At 48.1% G+C, this 21862-nt stretch carries 21 protein-coding genes and 1 tRNA gene; 16 read left to right on the top strand and 6 right to left on the bottom strand.

Annotation, left to right across the window (positions count from 1 at the left end):
- Positions 1 to 167: 167 nt before the first annotated feature.
- The 5 genes from AC56AD_RS11605 to AC56AD_RS11585 all read left to right on the top strand — a co-directional run bounded on the left by AC56AD_RS11605 (position 168) and on the right by AC56AD_RS11585 (position 3746).
- Positions 168 to 1172, top strand: coding sequence for an arsenic resistance protein (locus AC56AD_RS11605; protein WP_012508973.1), 1005 nt, complete (start codon positions 168 to 170; stop codon positions 1170 to 1172).
- A gap of 224 nt (positions 1173 to 1396) precedes the next feature.
- Entirely contained in the window at positions 1397 to 1609 is a 213-nt protein-coding gene (locus AC56AD_RS11600) for a hypothetical protein (RefSeq protein ID WP_041526542.1), read from the top strand.
- A gap of 117 nt (positions 1610 to 1726) precedes the next feature.
- The gene (rfbA, locus tag AC56AD_RS11595) at positions 1727 to 2608 is read left to right on the top strand and encodes a glucose-1-phosphate thymidylyltransferase RfbA (protein WP_012508970.1); all 882 of its coding nucleotides are present in this window, start codon (positions 1727 to 1729) and stop codon (positions 2606 to 2608) included.
- A gap of 126 nt (positions 2609 to 2734) precedes the next feature.
- The gene (gene rfbC / locus AC56AD_RS11590) at positions 2735 to 3322 is read left to right on the top strand and encodes a dTDP-4-dehydrorhamnose 3,5-epimerase (protein ID WP_041526867.1); all 588 of its coding nucleotides are present in this window, start codon (positions 2735 to 2737) and stop codon (positions 3320 to 3322) included.
- Positions 3323 to 3494: 172 nt separating this feature from the next.
- Complete coding sequence (locus tag AC56AD_RS11585) at positions 3495 to 3746, top strand: hypothetical protein (RefSeq protein ID WP_012508968.1); 252 nt, start codon at positions 3495 to 3497, stop codon at positions 3744 to 3746.
- A gap of 415 nt (positions 3747 to 4161) precedes the next feature.
- Here AC56AD_RS11585 and AC56AD_RS11580 read toward each other — a convergent pair.
- Positions 4162 to 5642, bottom strand: a protein-coding gene (locus AC56AD_RS11580; protein WP_150085532.1) for an ISNCY-like element ISPph5 family transposase whose coding sequence is annotated in 2 segments (ribosomal slippage) — positions 4162 to 5180 and positions 5180 to 5642 — 1482 coding nt in all. Because the reading frame shifts where the segments join, the coding sequence is not laid out codon by codon here.
- A 219-nt stretch (positions 5643 to 5861) separates the two neighbouring features.
- On the opposite strand from AC56AD_RS11580, the gene AC56AD_RS11575 reads away from it, so the two are divergent.
- The gene (locus AC56AD_RS11575) at positions 5862 to 6413 is read left to right on the top strand and encodes a hypothetical protein (RefSeq protein ID WP_012508967.1); all 552 of its coding nucleotides are present in this window, start codon (positions 5862 to 5864) and stop codon (positions 6411 to 6413) included.
- A 76-nt stretch (positions 6414 to 6489) separates the two neighbouring features.
- Here the strand turns inward: AC56AD_RS11575 and AC56AD_RS11570 are convergent, their stop codons facing one another.
- Entirely contained in the window at positions 6490 to 7959 is a 1470-nt protein-coding gene (locus tag AC56AD_RS11570) for a hypothetical protein (RefSeq protein ID WP_012508966.1), read from the bottom strand.
- Position 7960: 1 nt separating this feature from the next.
- A complete protein-coding gene (locus AC56AD_RS11565; RefSeq protein WP_190273994.1) occupies positions 7961 to 8104 on the bottom strand; it encodes a hypothetical protein in 144 nt (47 codons plus the stop codon).
- A gap of 246 nt (positions 8105 to 8350) precedes the next feature.
- Between AC56AD_RS11565 and AC56AD_RS11560 the strand changes: the two genes are divergently transcribed.
- Positions 8351 to 9226 carry an Rpn family recombination-promoting nuclease/putative transposase gene (locus AC56AD_RS11560; RefSeq protein ID WP_041526541.1) on the top strand — a complete coding sequence of 292 codons (876 nt, stop codon included), beginning with the start codon at positions 8351 to 8353 and terminating at the stop codon, positions 9224 to 9226.
- Positions 9227 to 9303: 77 nt separating this feature from the next.
- Here AC56AD_RS11560 and AC56AD_RS11555 read toward each other — a convergent pair whose 3' ends face one another.
- Positions 9304 to 9891: a hypothetical protein gene (locus AC56AD_RS11555; protein WP_150085692.1), complete on the bottom strand. Its 588-nt coding sequence runs from the start codon at positions 9889 to 9891 to the stop codon at positions 9304 to 9306.
- Positions 9892 to 10273: 382 nt separating this feature from the next.
- On the opposite strand from AC56AD_RS11555, the gene AC56AD_RS11550 reads away from it, so the two are divergent.
- The 8 genes from AC56AD_RS11550 to AC56AD_RS11515 all read left to right on the top strand — a co-directional run bounded on the left by AC56AD_RS11550 (position 10274) and on the right by AC56AD_RS11515 (position 19337).
- Positions 10274 to 10456: a hypothetical protein gene (locus AC56AD_RS11550; RefSeq protein ID WP_190273993.1), complete on the top strand. Its 183-nt coding sequence runs from the start codon at positions 10274 to 10276 to the stop codon at positions 10454 to 10456.
- A gap of 165 nt (positions 10457 to 10621) precedes the next feature.
- Positions 10622 to 11500, top strand: a complete 879-nt coding sequence (gene rfbD / locus AC56AD_RS11545) for a dTDP-4-dehydrorhamnose reductase (protein WP_012508963.1) — start codon at positions 10622 to 10624, stop codon at positions 11498 to 11500.
- A gap of 37 nt (positions 11501 to 11537) precedes the next feature.
- Positions 11538 to 12587 (top strand): dTDP-glucose 4,6-dehydratase, encoded by a 1050-nt coding sequence (rfbB, locus tag AC56AD_RS11540; RefSeq protein ID WP_012508962.1) that lies wholly within the window; start codon positions 11538 to 11540, stop codon positions 12585 to 12587.
- A 42-nt stretch (positions 12588 to 12629) separates the two neighbouring features.
- Positions 12630 to 13607, top strand: a complete 978-nt coding sequence (gene galE, locus AC56AD_RS11535; RefSeq protein ID WP_012508961.1) for a UDP-glucose 4-epimerase GalE — start codon at positions 12630 to 12632, stop codon at positions 13605 to 13607.
- 22 nt (positions 13608 to 13629) lie between these two features.
- A complete protein-coding gene (locus AC56AD_RS11530) occupies positions 13630 to 15045 on the top strand; it encodes a mannose-1-phosphate guanylyltransferase/mannose-6-phosphate isomerase (protein WP_012508960.1) in 1416 nt (471 codons plus the stop codon).
- 145 nt (positions 15046 to 15190) lie between these two features.
- Entirely contained in the window at positions 15191 to 15397 is a 207-nt protein-coding gene (locus AC56AD_RS11525; protein ID WP_012508959.1) for a hypothetical protein, read from the top strand.
- 173 nt (positions 15398 to 15570) lie between these two features.
- Positions 15571 to 18828, top strand: a complete 3258-nt coding sequence (gene ileS, locus AC56AD_RS11520; RefSeq protein WP_012508958.1) for an isoleucine--tRNA ligase — start codon at positions 15571 to 15573, stop codon at positions 18826 to 18828.
- Positions 18829 to 18902: 74 nt separating this feature from the next.
- Positions 18903 to 19337, top strand: a complete 435-nt coding sequence (locus tag AC56AD_RS11515; RefSeq protein ID WP_012508957.1) for a TraR/DksA family transcriptional regulator — start codon at positions 18903 to 18905, stop codon at positions 19335 to 19337.
- Positions 19338 to 19340: 3 nt separating this feature from the next.
- On the opposite strand, the gene purF is transcribed toward AC56AD_RS11515, so the two are convergent.
- Positions 19341 to 20834 (bottom strand): amidophosphoribosyltransferase, encoded by a 1494-nt coding sequence (gene purF / locus AC56AD_RS11510; RefSeq protein WP_012508956.1) that lies wholly within the window; start codon positions 20832 to 20834, stop codon positions 19341 to 19343.
- 295 nt (positions 20835 to 21129) lie between these two features.
- Between purF and AC56AD_RS11505 the strand changes: the two genes are divergently transcribed.
- Complete coding sequence (locus AC56AD_RS11505; protein WP_012508955.1) at positions 21130 to 21654, top strand: hypothetical protein; 525 nt, start codon at positions 21130 to 21132, stop codon at positions 21652 to 21654.
- Positions 21655 to 21724: 70 nt separating this feature from the next.
- On the opposite strand, the gene AC56AD_RS11500 is transcribed toward AC56AD_RS11505, so the two are convergent.
- Positions 21725 to 21797, bottom strand: a tRNA-Ala gene (locus AC56AD_RS11500).
- Between the last annotated feature and the right edge of the window lie 65 nt (positions 21798 to 21862).

Raw genomic sequence — 21862 nt, 5'->3', positions numbered from 1 at the left:
CCCGGTAATTACGGTCAGGAGGTGAATTCCTCTGGCCGAAGCTTGACAACCGGCTTTAATTTTTTATATTAATGAGCATATGACAATAATTATAGTGCAACTCTTTTGCGAAGGGTGACTCTGCTGTGGTCACACCAATAACTCATTTTCCGGAAAGGACATTGATTATGTGGAAATTACTTTCTTTGCTCCAGAAACATCTGGTTTGGAGCATTCCTCTCGCCATGCTGGCCGGGCTGTTGTTCGGATTAGCGACCGACGCGGCTTTTCTGCGCTGGACCATTCTTCCGCTTACCTTTCTCATGGTCTATCCTATGATGGTTACGATGAATGTGCGAGAGCTTCTCAATCCTGGCGGCAACAAACTGCAGGGCGTTACGCTTGCTCTCAATTTTCTCGTGATGCCCGCCATTGGTTATGGAATTGGCCTGTTGTTTTTCGCCGATCAGCCCATGGTCAGGCTTGCACTGCTGCTGACATCACTGCTGCCTACCTCCGGCATGACCATCTCCTGGACAGGTTTTGCCAAAGGGAATGTGCCTGCAGCGGTCAAAATGACGGTGATTGGTTTGATCGCAGGTTCTCTGCTTGCGCCGCTCTACCTCAATGTGCTTCTGGGTGCGGTGGTCGAAATCCCGCTGTTACAGGTATTCATGCAAATCGGGTTAATTGTTTTCCTGCCGTTGGTGCTTGGTACCGTTACCCAACGCTGGCTGGTGAAGAGCTATGGAGAGCGGGAGTTTAATCAGCGCTTCAAGCCAAAGTTTCCTCCCTTTTCGACGTTGGGCGTTCTCGGTATTGTGTTTGTATCCATAGCTCTCAAGGCAAAAAGTATCTTTGCGAACCCGGCAATGCTGCCGAATCTGCTTTTACCGCTGGTGTTGCTCTATACGATCAATTTTATCATCAGTACGCTCGTTGGCAAGAGCCTGTTCAAGCGAAGCGATGCCATTGCTTTTGTTTATGGTACTGTTATGAGGAACCTCTCGATTGCGCTTGCGATTGCCCTTGGTGTGTTCCGCGAAAAGGGCGCTGATGCTGCGCTGTTGATTGCATTGGCCTATATCGTTCAAGTGCAGGCTGCGGCATGGTATGTAAAGTTAACCGACCGCCTCTTCGGAGCCCCGCTTTCCAGCCCTGCCATGGCGTCCGAATCTGTCAAAGGAGGCTGAACCGGGCAACGCCATGATTCACCACTCAACTCTCCAAGCCTGTTTTCCGGGGAAAAAATTATTTCAGGTTGGGTATGTTGGGCTGGATGATTGCACAATTCAAACAGTTAATCCGAAGAATTTTATTTATACTGAAGAGAGTCGGCGAGTGCAGCGTTGGCTGACAGGTTCAGTTATTCTCTCTGGAGTGCTGCACGCTTCGGGGGATTTTATCTGGAGGGGATATGGACGAGAACGAGTCAGTGGAGCGGTTGTGGGAATTGGCCGAAGAGACGTATGAAAATGCGAGGGAGAGTCTGAATGAGGCCATTGAAGCTGATTACCAGTTTACTCTTGATGATCTTGACAAAATTATACCTGAAATTGCTAAAAGAGTCTTTATGATGGGCTTCATTACAGGACTGGAGACACAACTTCTGGATGAGGATGAGGAGTAAGTGGATGTTGCTGACCTGTAGTTGAGACTCTTGACAGGAAAGAGCTCTTGTTTTTCTTCGATTGCAACTGATCTGTGTTGCAGGTGCTTGGGTGGCTTATAACACTAAAAGGCGGTTATGAAAGGAATTATTCTCGCAGGGGGCTCTGGCACACGGCTCTATCCCGTCACCAGGGCAGTATCAAAACAGCTTCTTCCTGTTTATGACAAACCGATGATCTATTATCCCCTGACAACACTGATGCTGTCGGGGATAAGGGAAATTCTCATTATCACCACTCCTGAAGACCAGTCGATGTTCATGAAACTGCTTGGAGATGGTCATGAGTGGGGTATTTCGCTCTCCTATATTGTGCAACCCTCTCCTGACGGACTTGCCCAGGCCTTCATTCTTGGTGAGGATTTTATTGGCAGTAATGACGTCGCCCTGATCCTTGGAGACAATATTTTTTTCGGTTATGCTTTCAGTCCCATGCTTGAGGCAGCGGTTCAGAGCGTACAACAAGAGCGAAAGGCAACCATATTCGGTTACTATGTCAGTGACCCGGAGCGTTATGGTGTGGCGGAGCTTGATGCGGAAGGAAATGTGCTCTCTCTGGAGGAAAAGCCGGAGAAGCCGAAATCAAATTATGCCGTTGTCGGACTCTATTTTTATCCGAACAATGTCGTTGAAATTGCAAAACAGGTACGTCCATCAGATCGGGGAGAGCTTGAAATCACCTCGGTCAATGAGGAGTATCTGAGGCGGAAAGAGCTCAAGTGCTCCATGCTGGGACGCGGTTTCGCCTGGCTGGATACCGGCACGCATGAATCTTTCCAGGAGGCAGGGAATTTTATCCAGACCGTTGAAAAACGACAGGGGCTTAAAATTGCCTGTCCGGAAGAGATTGCCTGGCGAAATGGCTGGATAACGGGTGATGAGCTGTTACAGTTATCCGAGCCTCTGATGAAAAGTCATTACGGCCAGTATCTTCGGCAGTTGCTTGTTCAGAAACAGTGAGTTCTTTCTTTGCTCCTATACAGGTTCGTATTTTTCTGCCGTTCATTTGTTATCTGAAAAAAAACAGGACTCTTTTGCCGATACATTTTTTGTGTGATTGCCGGTTCAATTTTTTTTGAAGCGCTTATGCAAGTGATTATAACAGCCATACCAGATGTTCTGATATTTGAACCGAAGGTTTTTGGCGATGATCGGGGCTATTTTTTTGAATCGTTCCGGCAGGATCTTTTTGAGCAGCATGTCGGTCATGTTGCCTTTGTGCAGGATAATGAGTCGAAGTCGGGGTACGGAGTGCTTCGCGGTCTTCATTTTCAGAAACCGCCATTTACGCAGTCCAAGCTTGTTCGTGCCCTTTATGGCAGTGTGCTTGATGTTGCTGTCGATCTGCGTCTTGGTTCCCCCTGGTACGGTCGTCACGTCTCCTGTCTGCTCGATACCGAGCGGAAGCGAATGCTCTGGGTTCCAAAAGGGTTTGCCCACGGCTTTCTTGTGCTCTCCCAAGAGGCGGTTTTTGCCTACAAGTGCGATAACTACTATACGCCATCGCATGATGCCGGTATTCGATGGAACGATCCATCCCTCGCCGTCGACTGGCAGCTTCCGCCGGAAGTGATCAGGGTCTCTGGCAAAGATGCCGAACAGCCTGCCTTCTCCTCAGTTGACACCTTTGCGTATGAAGCGTTCCGGCAGGACAAGCTCTATCCCCGGAAATAGTTTTTGCAGATTCCAGCTTTCTCCGTCAGGGGAGAAGAGATGCTCTTTTCGGAGTCAGTCTGATTTCAGCTTAGCAACCAACAGCTTTTGGTATATTTCCCGGAGCTGGTTATGGAGTATGACCGCTTACTTGTAAATTAAAAATCGTTACAGCATTAAAACAGGGAGGAAAATGGGAAAGAGCTATGAGGTGGGCAGCGGCGATTTTTTTCGTGAAAAGATCATAGCGGCGATTTTTTATGGATTTCGTACCATCAAAGAGCCCGTATCCATAACGGTTCATCCTGACCTCATGATGAGAATAAGGGCTGATTTTAAGGATAAAGTGATTGCGCCGAAAAGTGTTGGCGATACAGAGATGTTTTTCGGGGTGCCGGTTATTGAGGATGCCACAAAAGAGAAGGATCATATCTCTGTGCAGTAAGGCCTGAACGAAACCACACCATTTTCGCTCTTTGTCAGCCATGAAGGTTACGGTTTCAATAGCCGATTTCTTCTGTTTGAATGCGTTCTCAAAGGACATGATAACACGCTTTCGGATCCGTTTCAAAAACCTGTAACCACTTTTAAACCGCTTGCTCATTGTAAAAAAGCACCGGGATATTGAACTGTTTTGATATTGGGGAGTGTTACGTAGTGCCAGAAAGAAAACCCCTGTTTTTTGAAAATTTGACAACCTCCCGCCGGATTAAAAACCATTTTTAATGATCAACAAAAGGCGTTTTTGTGCTGATCGTGACACGCCATGGGTAAACTACCGAATTTTGCTCCAGGAAGCGTCATAACGAACGGATCTCTCCCTGCGAATTGGTAAAAAACTCTTTTTTTGGGGAGAGAACTCAGGCAGCTTTTTTGTAGGGCCCTCGATGTCGCTTCGCATCCTGCTTGTACAAGAGTGCTCCATAACGATGAATGTTGCGAGCCAGCACTGCAAGGGCAACATAGCGATTGAATCCTTTGATGCCATCATCAGGGCATATATCCAAGCCGTGAACCTCAAGTGCGTTGATTGCTGATTCAACTGCCGAATGCTGCCGTCGCAGTCTCCTGAATTCCGGCTCGGATTCATGAGCTTTGTCGATTTTTGAGAGCTTGCCTTTTTTCGGCATAACAACTTTTTCAAGAAGCGCTTTCAGGTCGCGTTGGTTATCCGGGCTATGAAAGCCTTTGTCGTAGCTGATCGATCGCAAGTTTGGAAAACGTTGCTTGGTCTCTTCGATAATGGACACTGCGATGTCGCTATCGACAACTTTTTCCATGACCTGATGATGCAGGATAAAACGATACTGATCTTCGATAATACAGACCCGTAATCCCAACTCAACCGGCACTCCCGCCTTGCCTTTACTGATCCACTCGGTGTGTGGCTGAAAAATTGAAAAGACTTTCTCCGCATGCGGAATAACCTCGTCATTTATCCGACGACGAATTTGCCCCATTTGTACCTCAGCATGAGCAATATAGCCGTTAAGCTGGCTGAGCCGCAACGGATTTAAGCCACCCAGTTCTGCGCCGGTACGCACTGCCCGTTGTAACTGATAATCGACTGCCGCAAGGTAATCGAGGAGTGCTTGCTTTATTTGTTGATCTTTGAGAGCTTTCTTTTCCGGCTTTTTTGATGTCGAGTGCTTGAGCTGTTGCACAATACGACGCATTCTTTTGATATGCCGGATGTTATGATCGTATTGGCGCCATTGACTTAATCCTTCATCAAAAGACCATTTCGCACAGACCTCAATGGCTTTGCGAATGGCATCGAACAACTGGCTTGTATCAGCAGGAAAGTGAACGTTGGTTTCCACCACAAACGAATCACCTCGGGCCATTAAAGGGAAATTTTCTTCCTCTTTTTTTTTACTAACGTATGACCTGCACGGACAATTTCCTGGTTGATTCGATCAAGCAATTCGGGGGTAAACAGTCGGACATTATCTTTGATGGTCTGGAGTTCATAAGATGTTTTATCAGTCCAATCGTTGTGACCAAGCATCTGGCGAAGCGTATCGTGGTGATTGACCAATTCATGAAGCCGATCGTAATCAGCGTTGATTCCCAGTCGAACGACACCCAGTACCAAAATTGCCCATTGCTCCATACCGGGACGCCCTGTGTTTGGGTCAGCTTTTCCTTCTCCTTTTTTCCGTTCAGGACGAACCTCTTCGAGGATGGCAAAAACACGCTTGCGCAACTCCTCGTCGGTGTAGATGCCCTGAAGGCCCCTCAAGATTTTTGGGATATCATCTCGTGATTTCGGATCGAAAACAATGGCAGAAATATCGGTACGACCGAACATCATTTGGTGGTTGATGACGCTACGCATAGTGGATTTCAAAAAACGAAGTTTGGAGTCTGTTTCTCTTTGAGGGCACCCTGCAACACCTTTTCTCTATCAAAAATGCTTCTAATGGGGTATTATTACGCTTTAGCTCAGGGTCCGTCAAATATCTTTGACCATGAAATAACAATATAAACTATTATTTTATAATATCATAACAGTTTTTCGTTCATCCACTACGTAAACTTTTTATTATTCGATCTCATGCGACCTGCACACATCATCCGCATACTTCCACTCTGCCTGTTCCTGCTGTTGCCCGGATGCAGCGGCAATTCCCCCGGGCAACCTGAAACCGGCAGCGAAAACGCCACGGTACAGCAGCAGGCATCAAAAATCATCGAACCCTGTGATCTCATTACAGCAAAGGATGCGGAAACCATGCTCGGCGAGGCCGTCAAGCCTGCAGAAAAAACCGACAATCAGGTAGTTGGCCAGAAACTCTGCCTGTACAACCCGGTAGATACCCAGTCTACGCAATTCCTGCAGGTTGTGCTGACCCAGGACGCCTTCATGCCGCCTCAGGGCATCACTTCCGCTTCGATCTACAAGAGTCTGAAGGATAATTTCGAAGGTATGAGAAAGGATGTCGAGGGAGTAGGAGACGAAGCGTTCTTTGCAACCGGTGGCCTCTCTACTCTCGCCGATGGTTACTACATCCAGATCGGAGCAGGCAACAACAACAATGAAACCGTGCGGAACAAGCTGATTGAGGCGGGAAAAATGGCGGTCACAAAGCTGAAGGCCTTGAAGTAGCGCAGGGGTTTCAGCCCGGTAATCTGGTCACGAAAAAAGCAGTGCAAGGTATGAGTGGCCTCTTTTTTTGTCTTTGTCATTCCTTGCCCTGCCGGGTCAGGTTGTGTGCTATATCCGCCCGGATAAGTTTGAAATATTTTCCATCATGGACAATCTCACTGACGGCAGGTATTGTCCTTGCACTCCTGATGAGTGGTGGTGGTGGCATCCGGTGGAGAAACCATTGCTTTTGTTCGATAACGAACACTTCGGCATAGTTGCGGCAGTCTGAAATTTCAACAGCGTCAGGGTTGCTGATTTTTGTCCCTAATGTCCATGCCGTCCACCACTCAAGACCGTGGGGCGCAATGATCAATGTTTTTGCCGGTGAGTGAACAAGCGCCGACAGGCTTTTCAGTTCCTGCATAGCGGCTGAAGAGAGCATAGCCTGCCCGCCGTTGACTACAAGTGATCCACTTGGCAGAAGAAGCACAAGTGCGACTCCCAACGCAAGAATGTTACGTAACCAGCGGTTGCTGATCTGTTGCATTGCGAAGCAGAGAACCAGTATACCTGGCAAAACAGCAATAAGCGCCAGCCGCAGAGCCATATCCTGAGAGAATAACGGCATAGTCAAAGCGAGGATGGAAAGCGTGGCTCCTGTAACAATAGAGATAACCTCAATCGGCAACTGCTGGCGTTTTCTCCAGATTATGCTCACAATTCCAAAAGCCGCCAGTAGCTCAAAAAACCAGAGCAGGTATGAGGTTATTGGAGATGGTACGCCTGTAGCCCCAGGCATGAACGCCCCATTCTGCACCAGGTTTGCCAGGTTAGACACCACAGAGAACAGGCGATACAGACGTTGAGCATCGAACCGCCACCAAACAGCCCCGACAATCATGACAAGAACAACGATGGCAGCAACAACCAGCGGATGCTGTGCTTTCCACGGAAATCGCTTTCGAACGAAGAGGGATGCGAGAAAAATACCTGCAAGCAAAAGCATTGTTGCTCCAAATACGGCAATATGTGTCAATGCAATCAGTGCACCAGAGAGTCCAATTCCAAGGAGATGAGCTGCCGATGGCCTCTTCATCCAGGCATTAATCTGCCAGAGCAATGCGGCAAGCAAGGCAAGGGCGAGTGAATGCTTCTGCAAATCTCCGACCACGCTTAGCGCAGGAAAGCACATGACCACAAGCAAGGCCCCGAGTGCGGAGATCCAGCGTGGAGCCATAGCGTTAAGGTTCCAACGTTCAAGCAGGAAAAAGATCGGTAACGCTGCAAACGCAGGGAGAATACCATCGATAAGTTTTACCGCGAGAAGTACACTTTCATTAATTCCATTACCCGTCAGCCTTTGCAGCAATCCGGCGAGGAGCGCCTCAAAGTAAAAAACGAGTGGCAGATCAGGCAGCGCAAGTTCTTGCCGTTCCAGTAATGCGCGTACCTGTATGAGGTAATAGGCTCCGTTGATTCCCGGCACCAGCTCAGTGCTGAAAAGGAGCCATAGACGCGCAGCCGCAGCTCCAGAAACAATAACGGCAATCCAGCAGTATTTCATTCTATGAGTGACTGGCAAAGAGTCTCTTTTTCAAGTGCGTTCTGTGCTCTCTCTCTGAAAACAGAGTCATCAGGAAAAAGTCACCATCCGCCTCTTCAACAAATGCAACAGAGAGTGCACCGCCTTCAATATCGACAATGCACATAACAGTCGCAACTTCCCTCAGGCAGCAGTATCGGCCATAATGATCTACCTTGTTTTATTTTAAGGGTTTCCGTTGATTTCTATTCCGGACTCCATTCTTGATAAACGGAACTTCCGCTGCAGAACAGGAGCATCGGCTGCTATGGCATAAATGAGAACACGCTTTTTTGTACAAGAATAAAAAACGTACTATAGAAGAGAGGGGTATGCGCCTCTCCTCAACTTGTAACCTGTGAACTGTAAAGCCATGAGTACCCGATCATCCCGAAAACTGATCACTTTCGACTGGGCAATGAAGCGCCTGCTGCGGAGCAAAGCCAACTTTGAGATTCTTGAAGGTTTTTTAAGCGAGCTTCTCGGCGAAGACATTCTTGTCCTTGACATTCTCGAAAGCGAAAGCAACAAGGAGAGGAGAAGCGACAAATTCAACCGTGTTGACCTCAAGGTAAAAAACAGAAAGGGCGAAATTATCATTATTGAAGTACAGTTTGAGCGGGAACTTGATTATCTGCAGCGGATGCTTTACGGCACTTCACGGGTCATCACTGAACATCAAAAAGAGGGCGAAGCCTATGCCAAACTGGTCAAGGTTATCTCTGTCAATATCCTCTACTTTGATCTCGGCCACGGCACCGACTACATCTATCATGGTACCACCAGCTTCACGGGGACCCATGACCATGACAAACTGCAACTCAATATCAGCCAGCAGAAGCAGTTCGGCAAGAGTCAGATCAACCACATTTATCCTGAATACTACCTGATCAGGATCAATAACTTTAACCGGATGGCCACAACATCACTTGACGAGTGGATCTACTTTCTCAAAAACGAAGAGATCAAGGATGAGTTCAAAGCCAAGGGAATTCAGAAAGCAAAACAATCTTTTTCCCTCATGAGTATGCCGGAAGAAGAGCAGTTAGCCTATGCCCGTTATCAGGATGACCTGCGTTATGAGGCCAGTCTTGTAGAATCAAACTATGGTCTCGGTCGGATGGAGGGCAAGGAGGAGGGACGGATTGAAGGAAAACTTGAAGTTGCCAACCGATTGGTAGAAAAGGGAATGAGTGCTGAAGAAGCTGCTGCTGTTGCCGGGATAGACGCAGAGCTGCTACGCCATTGAACCTTTCTTTTTACTCCTTCTAACGACCAAGCTAAGCCGTCTTTGCGCGTCAGTTGGATTTTCCTTGTTAGACACAGTCATTTCTTTTGTCTTACTCTGAATTTGGCATCAACAGACTGCCCATCACCGTAAAATAGCCTGACAAGAATCTCTGGTTTGCTATCAAGAGATTGCATCGATTCGTCAACACCTAAATTTGCCGTGTACAGAACAGAAGCTCCTCCAAACACTTCGGAAGGTTGGAACTTACTGGGTTCAATAAATGTGGAGAATTTGTACCCCGTTCCTTCGACATCTGGGTCTGGAAAAAGCACATTGGAAGAGTAAAATCTCGCGAATATTTTACCGCTACGTCCTTTGCCTACGTTTTTAATAACCCAAGAAAAGTGTATCTGAGCACCTTTTTCGTTTGGCGCCAACCATGCATCCACCGTTTCCCCTTGGAGTTCCCGTCCGTCAACTCCCATAAGAACAAGATTTGGTTTTGAGGATTTTCCAAGATATTCGCGTACCTCTGTCCGGAGTTCGTTTTTCAAAGTGTCTAAAGAAGACTTTTCAGACGATAGATTCAACCCGACCATTATAGATAGACCAGCGACTAACAAACTCAATACGCCTGCAAACAAGCCAATACCCCATTTCAAGTCCTCAATGCGAGTTTCCATGTGCTTTGATTCGTTCTGCGAAGTGTTTTGTGTGCTCTCTGTATCCATTTGTGACATTTTCCTCATCGTGGTCTAACATTGTTGAGACGATCAGCATATTTCGGAAAAACCAGACGCTCCTTTCTGTATAAGACGACTTCAAAATTATTCCGATAAGCCAATTAAATAATTGTTTTAAAATGAGATATAATGGCAGTATCATCCCGATTTATACCGATCAGCCTAAAACCATACAAGACAATTCAAACCGGATCTTTCTTTTTGAAAGTATGGGCATCGTTAAGCTGTACAGACCTTTGTTCCTCAATAGAGTCAAATAACAGTTAAAGTTACGCATAAATACAAGATAATAATACTCTTTCCTGCTAATATTTTTGTGATTGTGGAGCACCGCTTTTACTATCTCGTTGCTCTGCTGATGCAAGCGAGGCCGCCAATGTGGATAGTGCTCAGGCGTGAAAGCGTGGCGTTCATGAACTGGTGCGCAACTGCAGAAGAGCGTAACAATCCGCTTCGCCTCTTCAGCGCCTCTCTTGTTCCAGATCACCGATGGCTACGCTGCTGATGAGGGAGCTGGAGGGCAGAGAAAGAGGTCGATATCCAAGGAGTAATGAGTATCTTTTTCGCTCTCATTTTTATATCTTGATTCTCGGTCTTGGGTTGAACTCGTAACAGTACGCTGTCTCAAGGCTTCAGCGCTCTGATTGTCACCTTCAACTTTCATTTTTTTATGAATATTCTTGTTACCGGCAGTCGGGGTCAGCTTGGTTCTGAGTTGCAGGAACTCTCAACCCGCTCTGACAACCACCGTTTTTTTTTCTATGACCTTCCTGATCTCGATATTACCTCTCCCGAGCGTGTTGCTGAGCTTTGCCGTGAGCATGAGATAGAGGTGATCATCAATTGTGCGGCATATACGGCTGTGGACAAGGCGGAGTCGGATGTTGATGCGGCATTCAGGGTGAACCGGGATGGTGCTGCCGTGCTTGCGGCCTGTGCAAAGGAGCGCAATGCTCTTCTGGTGCACATTTCAACTGATTATGTTTTTAATGGCAAGTCGCATATTCCTTATCGGGAAACTGATCCCGCTACTCCGCTTGGTGTTTACGGTGTGTCGAAATGGGAAGGGGAGGAGCGTATCCGCGATATTGCGCCTTCTCACTGGATTATCCGTACCTCATGGCTCTATTCGATCTATGGCGCCAACTTTGTCAAGACGATGTTGCGTCTTGGCGCCGAGCGTTCGACGCTGAACGTTGTGGCTGACCAGATTGGTACGCCAACCTGGGCGGCTGATCTTGCAGGCGCTCTTGTTTCAATGCTTGAGCGGTACGACAAGAATAACCACTACGCAGGACGCTATCATTATTCAAATGAAGGGGTTTGCTCCTGGTATGATTTTGCCCAGGCGATCATGGAGTTGGCTGAACTGCCCTGCAGGGTGGTGCCGGTCGAAAGCAGTCAGTATCCCCAGATTGCCGAGAGACCGCATTATAGCGTTCTGAACAAGTCGGCTATAAAGGATGAGTGGAAGCTTGAAATTCCGTACTGGCGGGTATCGCTGGCTGCCATGCTTGAGAAGTTGCAGCATGGAGCGAATAAAGGATGAGAGCGGGATTGGCAACTCTAACCAAACAGTTACACTTATGCATATTTTGATTACAGGAGGGGCAGGTTTTATCGGGTCACATGTTGTCCGCCATTTCCTGAAGAGTTATCCCTCGTATACGATTACCAATCTTGACAAGTTGACTTATGCCGGAAACCTTGCCAATCTTCGCGATGTTGAGAGCAATCCGAACTATCGGTTTGTCAGGGGGGATATCACTGATGGCGATTTTCTGCTGCAGTTGTTTCAGGAGAACCAGTTTGATGGAGTGATCCATCTTGCAGCCGAGTCGCATGTTGATCGCTCGATTGCCAATCCGACGGAGTTTGTGGTGACCAATGTGCTTGGTACGGTCAATCTGCTCAATGCCGCCAGAGCCTCCTGGCAGAGTGATTATGAGGGGAAGAGGTTCTATCACATTTCAACCGATGAGGTCTATGGTTCTCTCGGTAGTGAGGGACTCTTTACCGAAGAGACTTCTTACGATCCCCACAGTCCCTACTCTGCCTCGAAAGCCTCCTCCGACCATTTTGTACGAGCCTATCACGATACTTTTGGTATTCCGGTGGTGATCAGCAACTGTTCAAACAACTACGGCTCATTCCAGTTTCCGGAAAAGCTCATCCCGCTTTTTATCAATAATATCGTCAACCGCAAGCCCCTCCCGGTTTATGGCAAGGGTGAAAACATTCGCGACTGGCTCTGGGTTGTTGATCATGCGCAGGCGATTGATGTTATATTTCATCAGGGGAAGAGTGGTGAAACCTACAATATCGGCGGTCATAACGAGTGGAGCAACATCGACCTGATCAGGCTTCTTTGCCGGATTATGGATGGGAAGCTTGGTCGTCCTTCGGGAGAGTCTGAAAAGCTTGTTACCTATGTGACTGACCGGGCTGGCCATGATCTTCGCTATGCCATCGATTCCTCGAAACTGCAGCGCGAATTGGGATGGGTTCCTTCGATCTCCTTTGAAAAAGGGCTTGAACTGACGGTTGAGTGGTATCTTTCGAATGCGGAGTGGCTTGACGATGTGACTTCAGGGGGGTATCAGCGTTATTACGAAGAGATGTATGGCAACCGCTGAGTGTTGTTTGCACCATAAACATTGAATGAAAGGGTATTTTTTATGCGAATTCTGGTTATCGGGGGCGCGGGCTATATTGGCAGCCATGTTGCAAGAGCTTTTCTTGATCGCGGATATGAGGTGACGGTGTTTGATAATCTGCAGAGCGGACTGAGGGAGAATCTTTTTGGTGATGCCCGGTTTGTCTATGGTGATATTATGCGTCCCGAGCAGTTGCGGGCTGTGATGGCTGAAGGGTTTGATGGATGTGTTCATCTTGCAGCCCTGAAAGCTGCCGGTCAGTCGATGCTGAACCCGGAGGCCTATGCTGAAGCCAATATTGCCGGGACGATCAATATCCTCAATCAGGCCTCTGAGGCGGGATTGTCGCCGATTATCTTCTCCTCTTCGGCTGCTGTCTATGGGAGTCCCCAATATCTGCCGATTGATGAGGTGCATCCAAAGGAGCCGGAAAATTTTTATGGCTTCACCAAGCTTGAAATTGAGCGTCTGCTTGGCTGGTATGACCAGCTTAAAGGGATGCGTTTTGCTGCGATTCGTTATTTCAATGCGGCTGGTTACGATGTTGAGGGGCGGGTCAAGGGACTTGAGCTGAATCCGGAGAATCTTCTGCCGATTGTGATGGAGGTGGCTGCCGGTATCCGTCCGAAACTCTCCATCTATGGCACTGATTACCCGACACGGGACGGAAGCTGCATTCGTGACTATGTGCATGTGAGTGACCTGGCAGAGGCGCATGTCACGGCCTTTGAATATATTCGAACGCACGACAAAAGTCTGACGGTGAATCTTGGCAGCCAGATCGGTGTGAGTGTTCTTGAAATGGTTGAACGGGCCCGTGCCATTACCGGGAGCGCTGTTCCTGCAGAGATGGCGCCGAGGCGTCCTGGAGATCCAGCCGAGCTTGTGGCCTCGTCCGGCAAGGCTCTGGAGCTTCTCGGCTGGGTGCCGAAGTATAGCGATGTCGATACCCTTGTTTCATCGACGTGGAAGATGTATGAGAAGTATGTAACCCGTTAATATCCAAATCTCTTTTTTCTTCATGATTATTCCTGTGATTCTCAGTGGCGGATCGGGTACAAGATTGTGGCCTCTTTCCCGTGCATTATACCCGAAACAGCTCCTTTCACTTGCCGGGGAGAAGACCATGCTGCAGGAGACGGTGCTTCGTCTTGCCGCAACCGATGATATTGGGCCGGTCTATTGTATCTGCAATGAGAGTCATCGTTTTCTGGTTGCCGAGCAACTCCATGAAATAGAGACTGATATCGGGGAGATTATTCTTGAACCAAAAGGAAGAAATACAGCTCCTGCAGCCGCCATAGCCGCAATGCTGGTGGCTGAAAAACATCCTGGAGCCATTATGCTGCTCTTGCCTGCGGATCACGTTATTCGTGATTCGGAGGCCTTTGGTCTCGCGGTTTCTGTCGGTAAGGTTGCTGCTGAAAAGGGGGAGCTGGTCACCTTTGGTATTCTCCCGCTCTCAGCGGAAACCGGTTATGGTTATATCAGGGCCTCTGTGAAGAGTGATGGTGAAAAAGGTGTTTATGCTGTTGATGAGTTTGTCGAAAAACCTGACAAGGAGACGGCAGAAAACTATCTGGCTTCGGGTGACTATTTCTGGAACAGTGGCATCTTTCTCTTCAAGGCTGAAGCCTATCTTCTCGAACTTGAAGCGCAGGCGCCAGCCATTGTTGCGGCATGTAGGGAGGCGCTCGGGAAAGCGGTTGCAGATCTTGACTTTTTAAGGCTTGATGCCGAGGCTTTTTGTGCCTCTCCTTCCGACTCCATCGATTATGCGGTGATGGAAAAAACTACGAGGGCTGCGCTTGTGCCTCTTGATGCGGGATGGAATGATGTAGGGGCCTGGTCTGCACTCTGGGATGTGCAGGAGCGTGATGATGCGGGTAATGTCAAAAGGGGTGATGTGCTGGTACATGATGTGAAGAATTGCTATATCCACGCTACGAGTCGTCTGGTTACTGCCGTCGGGCTTGATGGTCATATCATTGTTGAAACAGCCGATGCCGTGCTTGTGGCTTCAAGGGAGTGTGTCCAGGATGTCAAGGTACTCGTTGAAGAGCTGAAAAGAAGGGAGAGGGATGAGGTTGAAATTCACCGGCGTGTCTGCAGGCCCTGGGGTACCTATGAAACTGTTGATTTTTCAGAGCGCTTCAAGGTCAAGCGCATTACGGTAAATCCTGGAGCGGCGCTGTCGTTGCAAAAACATCATCATCGGGCAGAACACTGGATTGTTGTCAGGGGAACCGCCACGGTAACGATCGGGGAGAAACAAATTACGCTCTGTGAGGATCAATCGACCTATATTCCGATCGGACAGTTCCATCGTCTTGAAAATAGTGGAAAAATTCCGCTTGAATTGATCGAGGTGCAGTCGGGCAGCTATCTGGGAGAGGATGATATTGTTCGGGTTGAGGATCGCTATGGACGTCAGTAAACTGAGGCTTTTGGCTTTGTTGACGTCGCAATAATCACAGGGAATGATTTGCCGGGCTTTGCCTGATTTGCTTTGAAAGCAGGATTAAATATATTACATTTTCAGAGTATTGTTTTGTTTGCGGTAACCCTAAATATCAGTGTATATGGCTGAGCCAACAAAAAATTCAGGTCAGAGTCAGGGTGATGTTGTCAAAGGGGATCTTTCAACGATCCTTGTCGGTGTGGGTAACCTGATCGATAGTACAATTGATCCTCTGAGCAAGATTGTTGTTCAGGCCCTCGATTCTCTTACTTTGGTTGCAAAACAGATTCTTGAAGGTGTAAATTCATCACTTGGAGGCAAGAAGTAGGCGTTGAAAGTGTTTGGCCGCCGGGCTTTGTTCATACATGTTTTCAGGCAAGCTTTTTCGTTACAGAAAGGCTTGCCTGTGCTGTTTTAATACTCATTTCCTGTCGTGTAACTTTTTTTTATATAATTGCAGGTCTTGTGCCTGGTTATTGATTGAATGATTTCGAAAGAACTATGGACGTTAAATTTGTCGAGTATCCCTCAAATGTGCCTTACAGTACGGTAGAGGCGGAGGTTTTAGCATATTGGAATGAACACGGGATTTTTCACAAGTGCCTTGAAGAAAAACCGGGAGACCGGCTGTACTCTTTTTATGAAGGTCCTCCAACGGTAAACGGCAAGCCGGGTGTTCACCATGTATTCAGCCGTACCATAAAGGATGTTGTCTGTCGCTACAAAACCATGCAGGGTTACCGGGTGCCGCGCAAGGCTGGCTGGGATACGCATGGATTGCCGGTAGAGATTTCGGTGGAGAAGAAGCTTGGCCTGAAGAATAAGGCGCAGGTTGTTGCCTATGGCGATGGCGAGTTTAATGCTGAGGCTAAAGCGCTGGTTTACCATCACATTGATGATAATCGCGAAGGGTGGGGAAAGCTGACCGAGCGGATGGGCTACTGGGTCGATATGGAGCACCCTTATATTACCTGTACCAATGACTATATCGAGTCGGTCTGGTGGGCGCTGAAAACCATCTTCGATAAAGGACTTATCTACAAAGATTATAAAATTGTTCCTCAGGATCCCAAGTCGGAGACGGTGCTGAGTTCTCATGAGCTTGCCCTTGGCTATAAAGAGGTGACTGATCCGAGCATTTATGTAAAATTCAGGCTCAGGGACTCTGTTGACTCCTTGCTGGTCTGGACAACGACACCATGGACATTGATTTCAAATGTGGCCCTTTGTGTGGGTTCCGATATTGATTATGTAAAGGTTTCCCATCGTGAGAGCGGAGAGACGCTGATTCTTGCCAAGTCGCGCCTGCAGGTGCTGCTCGAAAAGAATGATGCCGGAGAATCGCTCTGGACGGTTGTTGCTGAACTGAAAGGTCGGGATCTGGAGGGGCTTGACTACGAGCCGCTTTTCGACTACATGCATCCTGAAAAAAAGTGCTGGTACGTTACCTCAGGTTCTTTTGTTTCAACCGAGGATGGTACCGGTATTGTGCATATTGCCCCGGCTTTCGGCGCTGATGACTATGAGATTGCCAAAAAATATGATCTGCCGATGCTCCAGCCGGTTGGCCGGAACGGCTGCTTTACGGCCGAGGTGAGCGATTATGATGGCATGTTTTTCAAGGATACCGATCCGCTTGTGATCCGTCAGCTCAAGGATGCGGGAAAATTGTACCGCAAGGAGATGATCACCCACACTTATCCTTACTCCTGGCGTTATGATGTTCCGGTGATCTATTATGCACGGGAGTCATGGTATATCCGGACGACCGCCATTGCCAACCGTATGGTGGAACTCAACAAAACCATCAACTGGTGCCCTCCCGAGATTGGTACAGGGCGTTTCGGTAACTGGCTTGAGGATAACAAGGACTGGGCGCTTTCACGAGAGCGCTTCTGGGGGTCGCCACTGCCGCTCTGGGTTTCGGAGGATTTTGCTATTGGTGACGATGCTGCTTCGGGCAAGATGTTTGCTGTTGGTTCCGTTGCAGAGCTGCGCGAGGGATTTATTGATATTGAGGACGAACAGTGCAGGCTTGGAGATGCGCTCGATCGGGGAGCGGTGGAGCTTGATCTGCACAAGCCTTTTGTGGACAGGATTTATTTTATCAGGGATGGCAAACGCTTCAACCGTACGCCTGAGCTGGTTGATGTCTGGTTCGACAGCGGCTCCATGCCGTTCGCTCAACTGCACTATCCTTTTGAGCATCGCGAAGAGTTCGATGCCTCCTTTCCGGCTGATTTCATTGCTGAAGGGGTCGATCAGACCCGAGGGTGGTTCTACACCCTGCACGCCATTGCAACGCTGATTTTTGATAAACCGGCGTATAAAAATCTTATCGTGAATGGCCATATTCTTGACAAGAGTGGTCAGAAAATGTCGAAGTCGAAAGGGAATGTGGTTGATCCTTTTGAGACGATGGAGCGCTATGGCGCCGATGCCCTTCGCTGGTACCTGCTTGTGGCCAGCCCTCCCTGGAGGCCAAAATCGTTTAATTCTGATGAGATTGAGGAGGAGCAGCGCAAGTTTTTCCGCGCCTTCATCAACAGCTATAATTTTTTTGTGCTCTATGCCAATGTTGATCGCTTTACCTTCGCTGAGCCGATTATTCCCGTTCAGGAGCGTTCAGAGCTTGACCGGTGGGTACTCTCTTGCCTGAACTCGCTTGTTGATGCGGTTCATATGCGTATGGAGCAGTATGATTTGACCGGGGCAGTGCGGTTGATCAACGACTTTACGGTTGATGATCTTTCAAACTGGTATATCCGCCGTTCACGAAAACGGTTCTGGAAAAGTGACATGGGGCCAGACAAGATTGCGGCCTATCAGACGCTCTACGGTGTTCTTGAGACGCTTTCGAAATTGCTTGCTCCCTTTACCCCCTTTCTTGCCGAGCGGATTTTCCTGAACCTGAACAGAGTCAGTGGACTTGATTCTGCGGAGTCTGTTCATCTTGCCGATTTTCCGCTGCTTGATCTTTCGGCCATTGATCGTCCGCTTGAACAGCGCATGAAAAAAGCGCAGATTATCACCTCGCTTGTGCGGACTATGCGCGAAAAGGCTTCGATCAAGGTGCGTCAGCCGCTCAAACGTATCCTGCTTGCAGTCAGTGACGCTGCTGCAAGGGAAGAGTACGCACTGGTTGGTGCTATCATCATGGAAGAGGTCAATGTCCAGAAGATAGAGTATATCGAAGAGGAAGGCTCGGTCATCAGCAAGAAGGTAAAACCCAACTTCAAAACCCTTGGTCCCCGTTTTGGCAAAGAGATGAAAGCGCTGGCCGAGGCGATCAGGGTCATGAGCCATAAACAGATTGCGCATCTTGAAAAAGAGGGTCAACTGTCGCTTGAGCTTGATGGCAGGATTTTTGAACTTCTGCGTGAGGATGTTGAGATCATGCACGAAGATATCGAGGGGTGGCTGGTAGCCTCTGATGAAGCCAATGGCATTATGGTCGCACTGGATACCGAGATGACTGAAGAGCTTGAAATGCAGGGACTTTCGCGAGAGCTGGTCAGCCGAATCCAGGCGCTTCGCAAGGAGAGCGGCCTCGACATTACCGACCGCATTGCGCTCTCTCTTCAGGGCTCGGAAAAAGTACTTGATGCGGTGAAGGGTAATGAACCCTATATCAAGGCGGAAACTCTTGCCACAACCCTTGTTGTTGCAGCATTTGACCCTTTCTCTCTGCCTCAAGGGAAGGAGGAGAAGGTCAATGGTGAAATCTGTTGGTTATCGCTTGAAAAATATGATAGTTAATAGTATTATTTAACGCACTGTTTTTACGGCATTCTGTTGGCAGGCATTCTGTTAGCATTAAACAAGGTTTACTTATGGCAAAGAAAAACGATAGCGCTTCAAAAAAGGACAACGAGGTTATGGAAGAACCCGTCCTGACGAAAACTTATTTAACCGATGAAGAGCTCGAACATTTCAGGCTGTTGTTGCTTAAAAGACGTGAAGAGGTGCTTCGTGACCTGGATATTCTCCGTTCCTCGCTCTCGGACGAGAACGTTGAAGATTCCATAAATTCAAACTATTCCATGCACATGGCTGATCACGGTACCGATACCATGGATCGTGAGCAGCGCTTCATGTTTATTGCCCGGGATGAGAAATACATTGGCTATATCGACCAGGCTCTTGACCGGATACGGAACAAGGTCTATGGTATCTGTATCAAGTCAGGCAAGCCTATTCCGAAAAAAAGGCTTGAGGCTGTGCCGCATACCTCGGTGAGGATTGAGTTCAAGCAGGGGAAAAAGTAGCTCTCAGTCGTTCTCATCTTTATCGGTTGTCGCATCGCTGACTTCGATAGGGTAGTCACCACTGAAACATGCAGTACAGTAGCTGCAGGTTTCTCCCTCAAATGAAGGGACGCTGTTCATCAGTCCCTGCATGGAAAGGTATTTCAGCGAATCAACGCCGATATATTCCCTGATTTTTTCAATCTCCTCCTCATCATTATCAAGACTGTCGAACATGTGGGTGAGGAGCTGCCGTTTGGTCGGAAAATCCATACCATAAAAGCAGGGATTGGTGATAGGCGGGGAGCTGATGTGCAGGTGAATTGCCTTTGGGTCGGCCTCACGAATCAGTTTGATGAGCATTTTTGCCGTTGTGCCGCGTACAATGGAGTCATCGACAAGAATGATTGGCCTGTCGAGAAGTACGCCACGCACAATGTTGTACTTGGAACGCACCTTGATGTCACGGCTGTGAATACCTGGCTGAATGAAGGTTCTGCCGACATAGTGGTTGCGGATAAGGCCGTGCTCGAACCTTGCCGGTCGTTCCATTTTAATGCTTTCCCGCACAAAGCCGAGTGCGGCGGTATTGGATGAGTCGGGAACACTGACAACGGTCAGTTCTTTTTCACCGGGCTGGTGCTGAATAGAGGATTCCCGTGCAAGGTTTTTTCCGAGATTGCGTCTGATTTTGTCAACCGAATGCTTGAAAATAAAACTGTCTGGGCGGGCAAAGTAAACATATTCGAAAATACAGCGGGCTTTGCGCTCTGAAGGTGGAAGAAAAAGCGAGGTTGGCTTTTCATTTGCGACCGCCAGATGGTCGATCAAGAGAATTTCGCCAGGTTCAATATCCCGGATATATTCTGCCTGGATGATATCAAAGGCGCAGGTTTCACTGGCAACAATATAGGCAAGCTCACCGGTGAGAGGATCAACCTTTTTGCCGAGAGCGAGCGGTCTGAAGCCATAGGGATCCCTGGCGGCGATCATCTGGTTATTGGCCAAAAGTACCATCGAGTAGGCGCCCTGCACCTGTAACAAAGCCTCATAGAGCTGGTGTATCGGCTCTTTTTCACGGCTTCGTGCAGCCAGATGGGGGATGATTTCAGTATCCGAAGAGGCCTGAAAGATAACGCCGAGCTCCGTCAGCTCACGCCGCAGTGTGCGGGAGTTGGTGAGGTTTCCGTTATGGGCAATCGCGAGACTTCCGGAGCGATAGGTGAGGGAAAAGGGCTGAATGTTGCTTGCCGATGAGGCCGAGCCAGTGGTCGAATAGCGGTTATGACCTATCGCGGCATAACCTCCGAGCCGTTCAAACACCGTTTCATCCCTGAAAACCTCTGCCACCAGACCCATCCCCTTGTGCTGCTTGAAGAGGGTCTTTTTTTTGATTTTATTGTATTCTGCGACGACTATACCTGCGGCTTCCTGTCCCCTGTGCTGCAGTGAGTACAGTCCATAGAAGGTATCTTCCGCGGGAGTTTTTGAATTAAAGACACCGAAAACTCCACACATAAGCAATGGGATCTTGACGTTGAATAAACTGGCAGAACAACAAGTACACAATAGCGAATGAACATAACCATTCAAACTCTAAATTGAAAATATTCGTTGCAGTTGTTCCTGCTTCATTGTGCTCAATCCGCTCTGAACGTTGATCAGCTTTTGCTCGTGGAGTAAAAAGAGGTTACTAATCTGTTTTTGTTTTTCTTCCTGGGGAATTGTCTTATCCGTGAAGAGGTTTATATTTTCGACAACGAGCAAAGGAAGATGGGGCTTTTCAAACAATTCATTTGAATAGGGAACAGTTATGGCAGTACCGACAAAAAAGTCTTCAACTCCTCCAGGAGTAGCAATATGGGTTTCGGTAACCCTGCTTTGGGGTACCGTTTTTTACTGGACATCAATTTTTATGCTCCAGCTTGCCTCATTCAGGCTTGGAGAGGGGCCATTCAACCCGTCGAAAAATGAACAATGGCAGGTGTATGGTATTCAGTTTGTTGTGCTGATCCTTTTTGGCCTGGTGGCCATGATGGTAAAAAATCTCTTCGAACCGGGAGGTAAAAAACAGATAGAGCGGTGGCAGAATATTTCGGAAGGCAAGGGGGAGAAGCTCTTTATCTCTTTTGCCGGAAGCCTTGCGACCAGTTTTTTCTTTACGACGCTGACTGCGTTGACTTTTCTTGCAACTTCCGGTTTTGTTGGTCTTGCGGTTCGCTTTACCATTCCGGTTGTGCTGCTTGCGGCTCTTTTCAATATTGCAGCAGGTATTGCAGCTTCACTGATTGTGGGTCTGATTTTTTTGATTGCGAAAGTGGGCAGGAAGAAGAGTTGAAGATGCTGGCGGGAGATCCAGAACAAAAAAAGCGCAGTATCATAACTGCGCTTAAACTGTTTTCTTTATGTGGAGCTAAGGAGACTCGAACTCCTGACCCTTTGCATGCCATGCAAATGCTCTACCAACTGAGCTATAGCCCCTTTTCCAGCTCTAATTAAAAGAAAAAAAACTTGTTTTTGCAACTTGTTTTGCTGATTCTTTGATG

It is taken from the genome of Pelodictyon clathratiforme (genome assembly GCF_982375515.1).
Note: the sequence above shows the minus strand (reverse complement) of the source record. Positions and strands in the feature narration are given on the sequence as shown.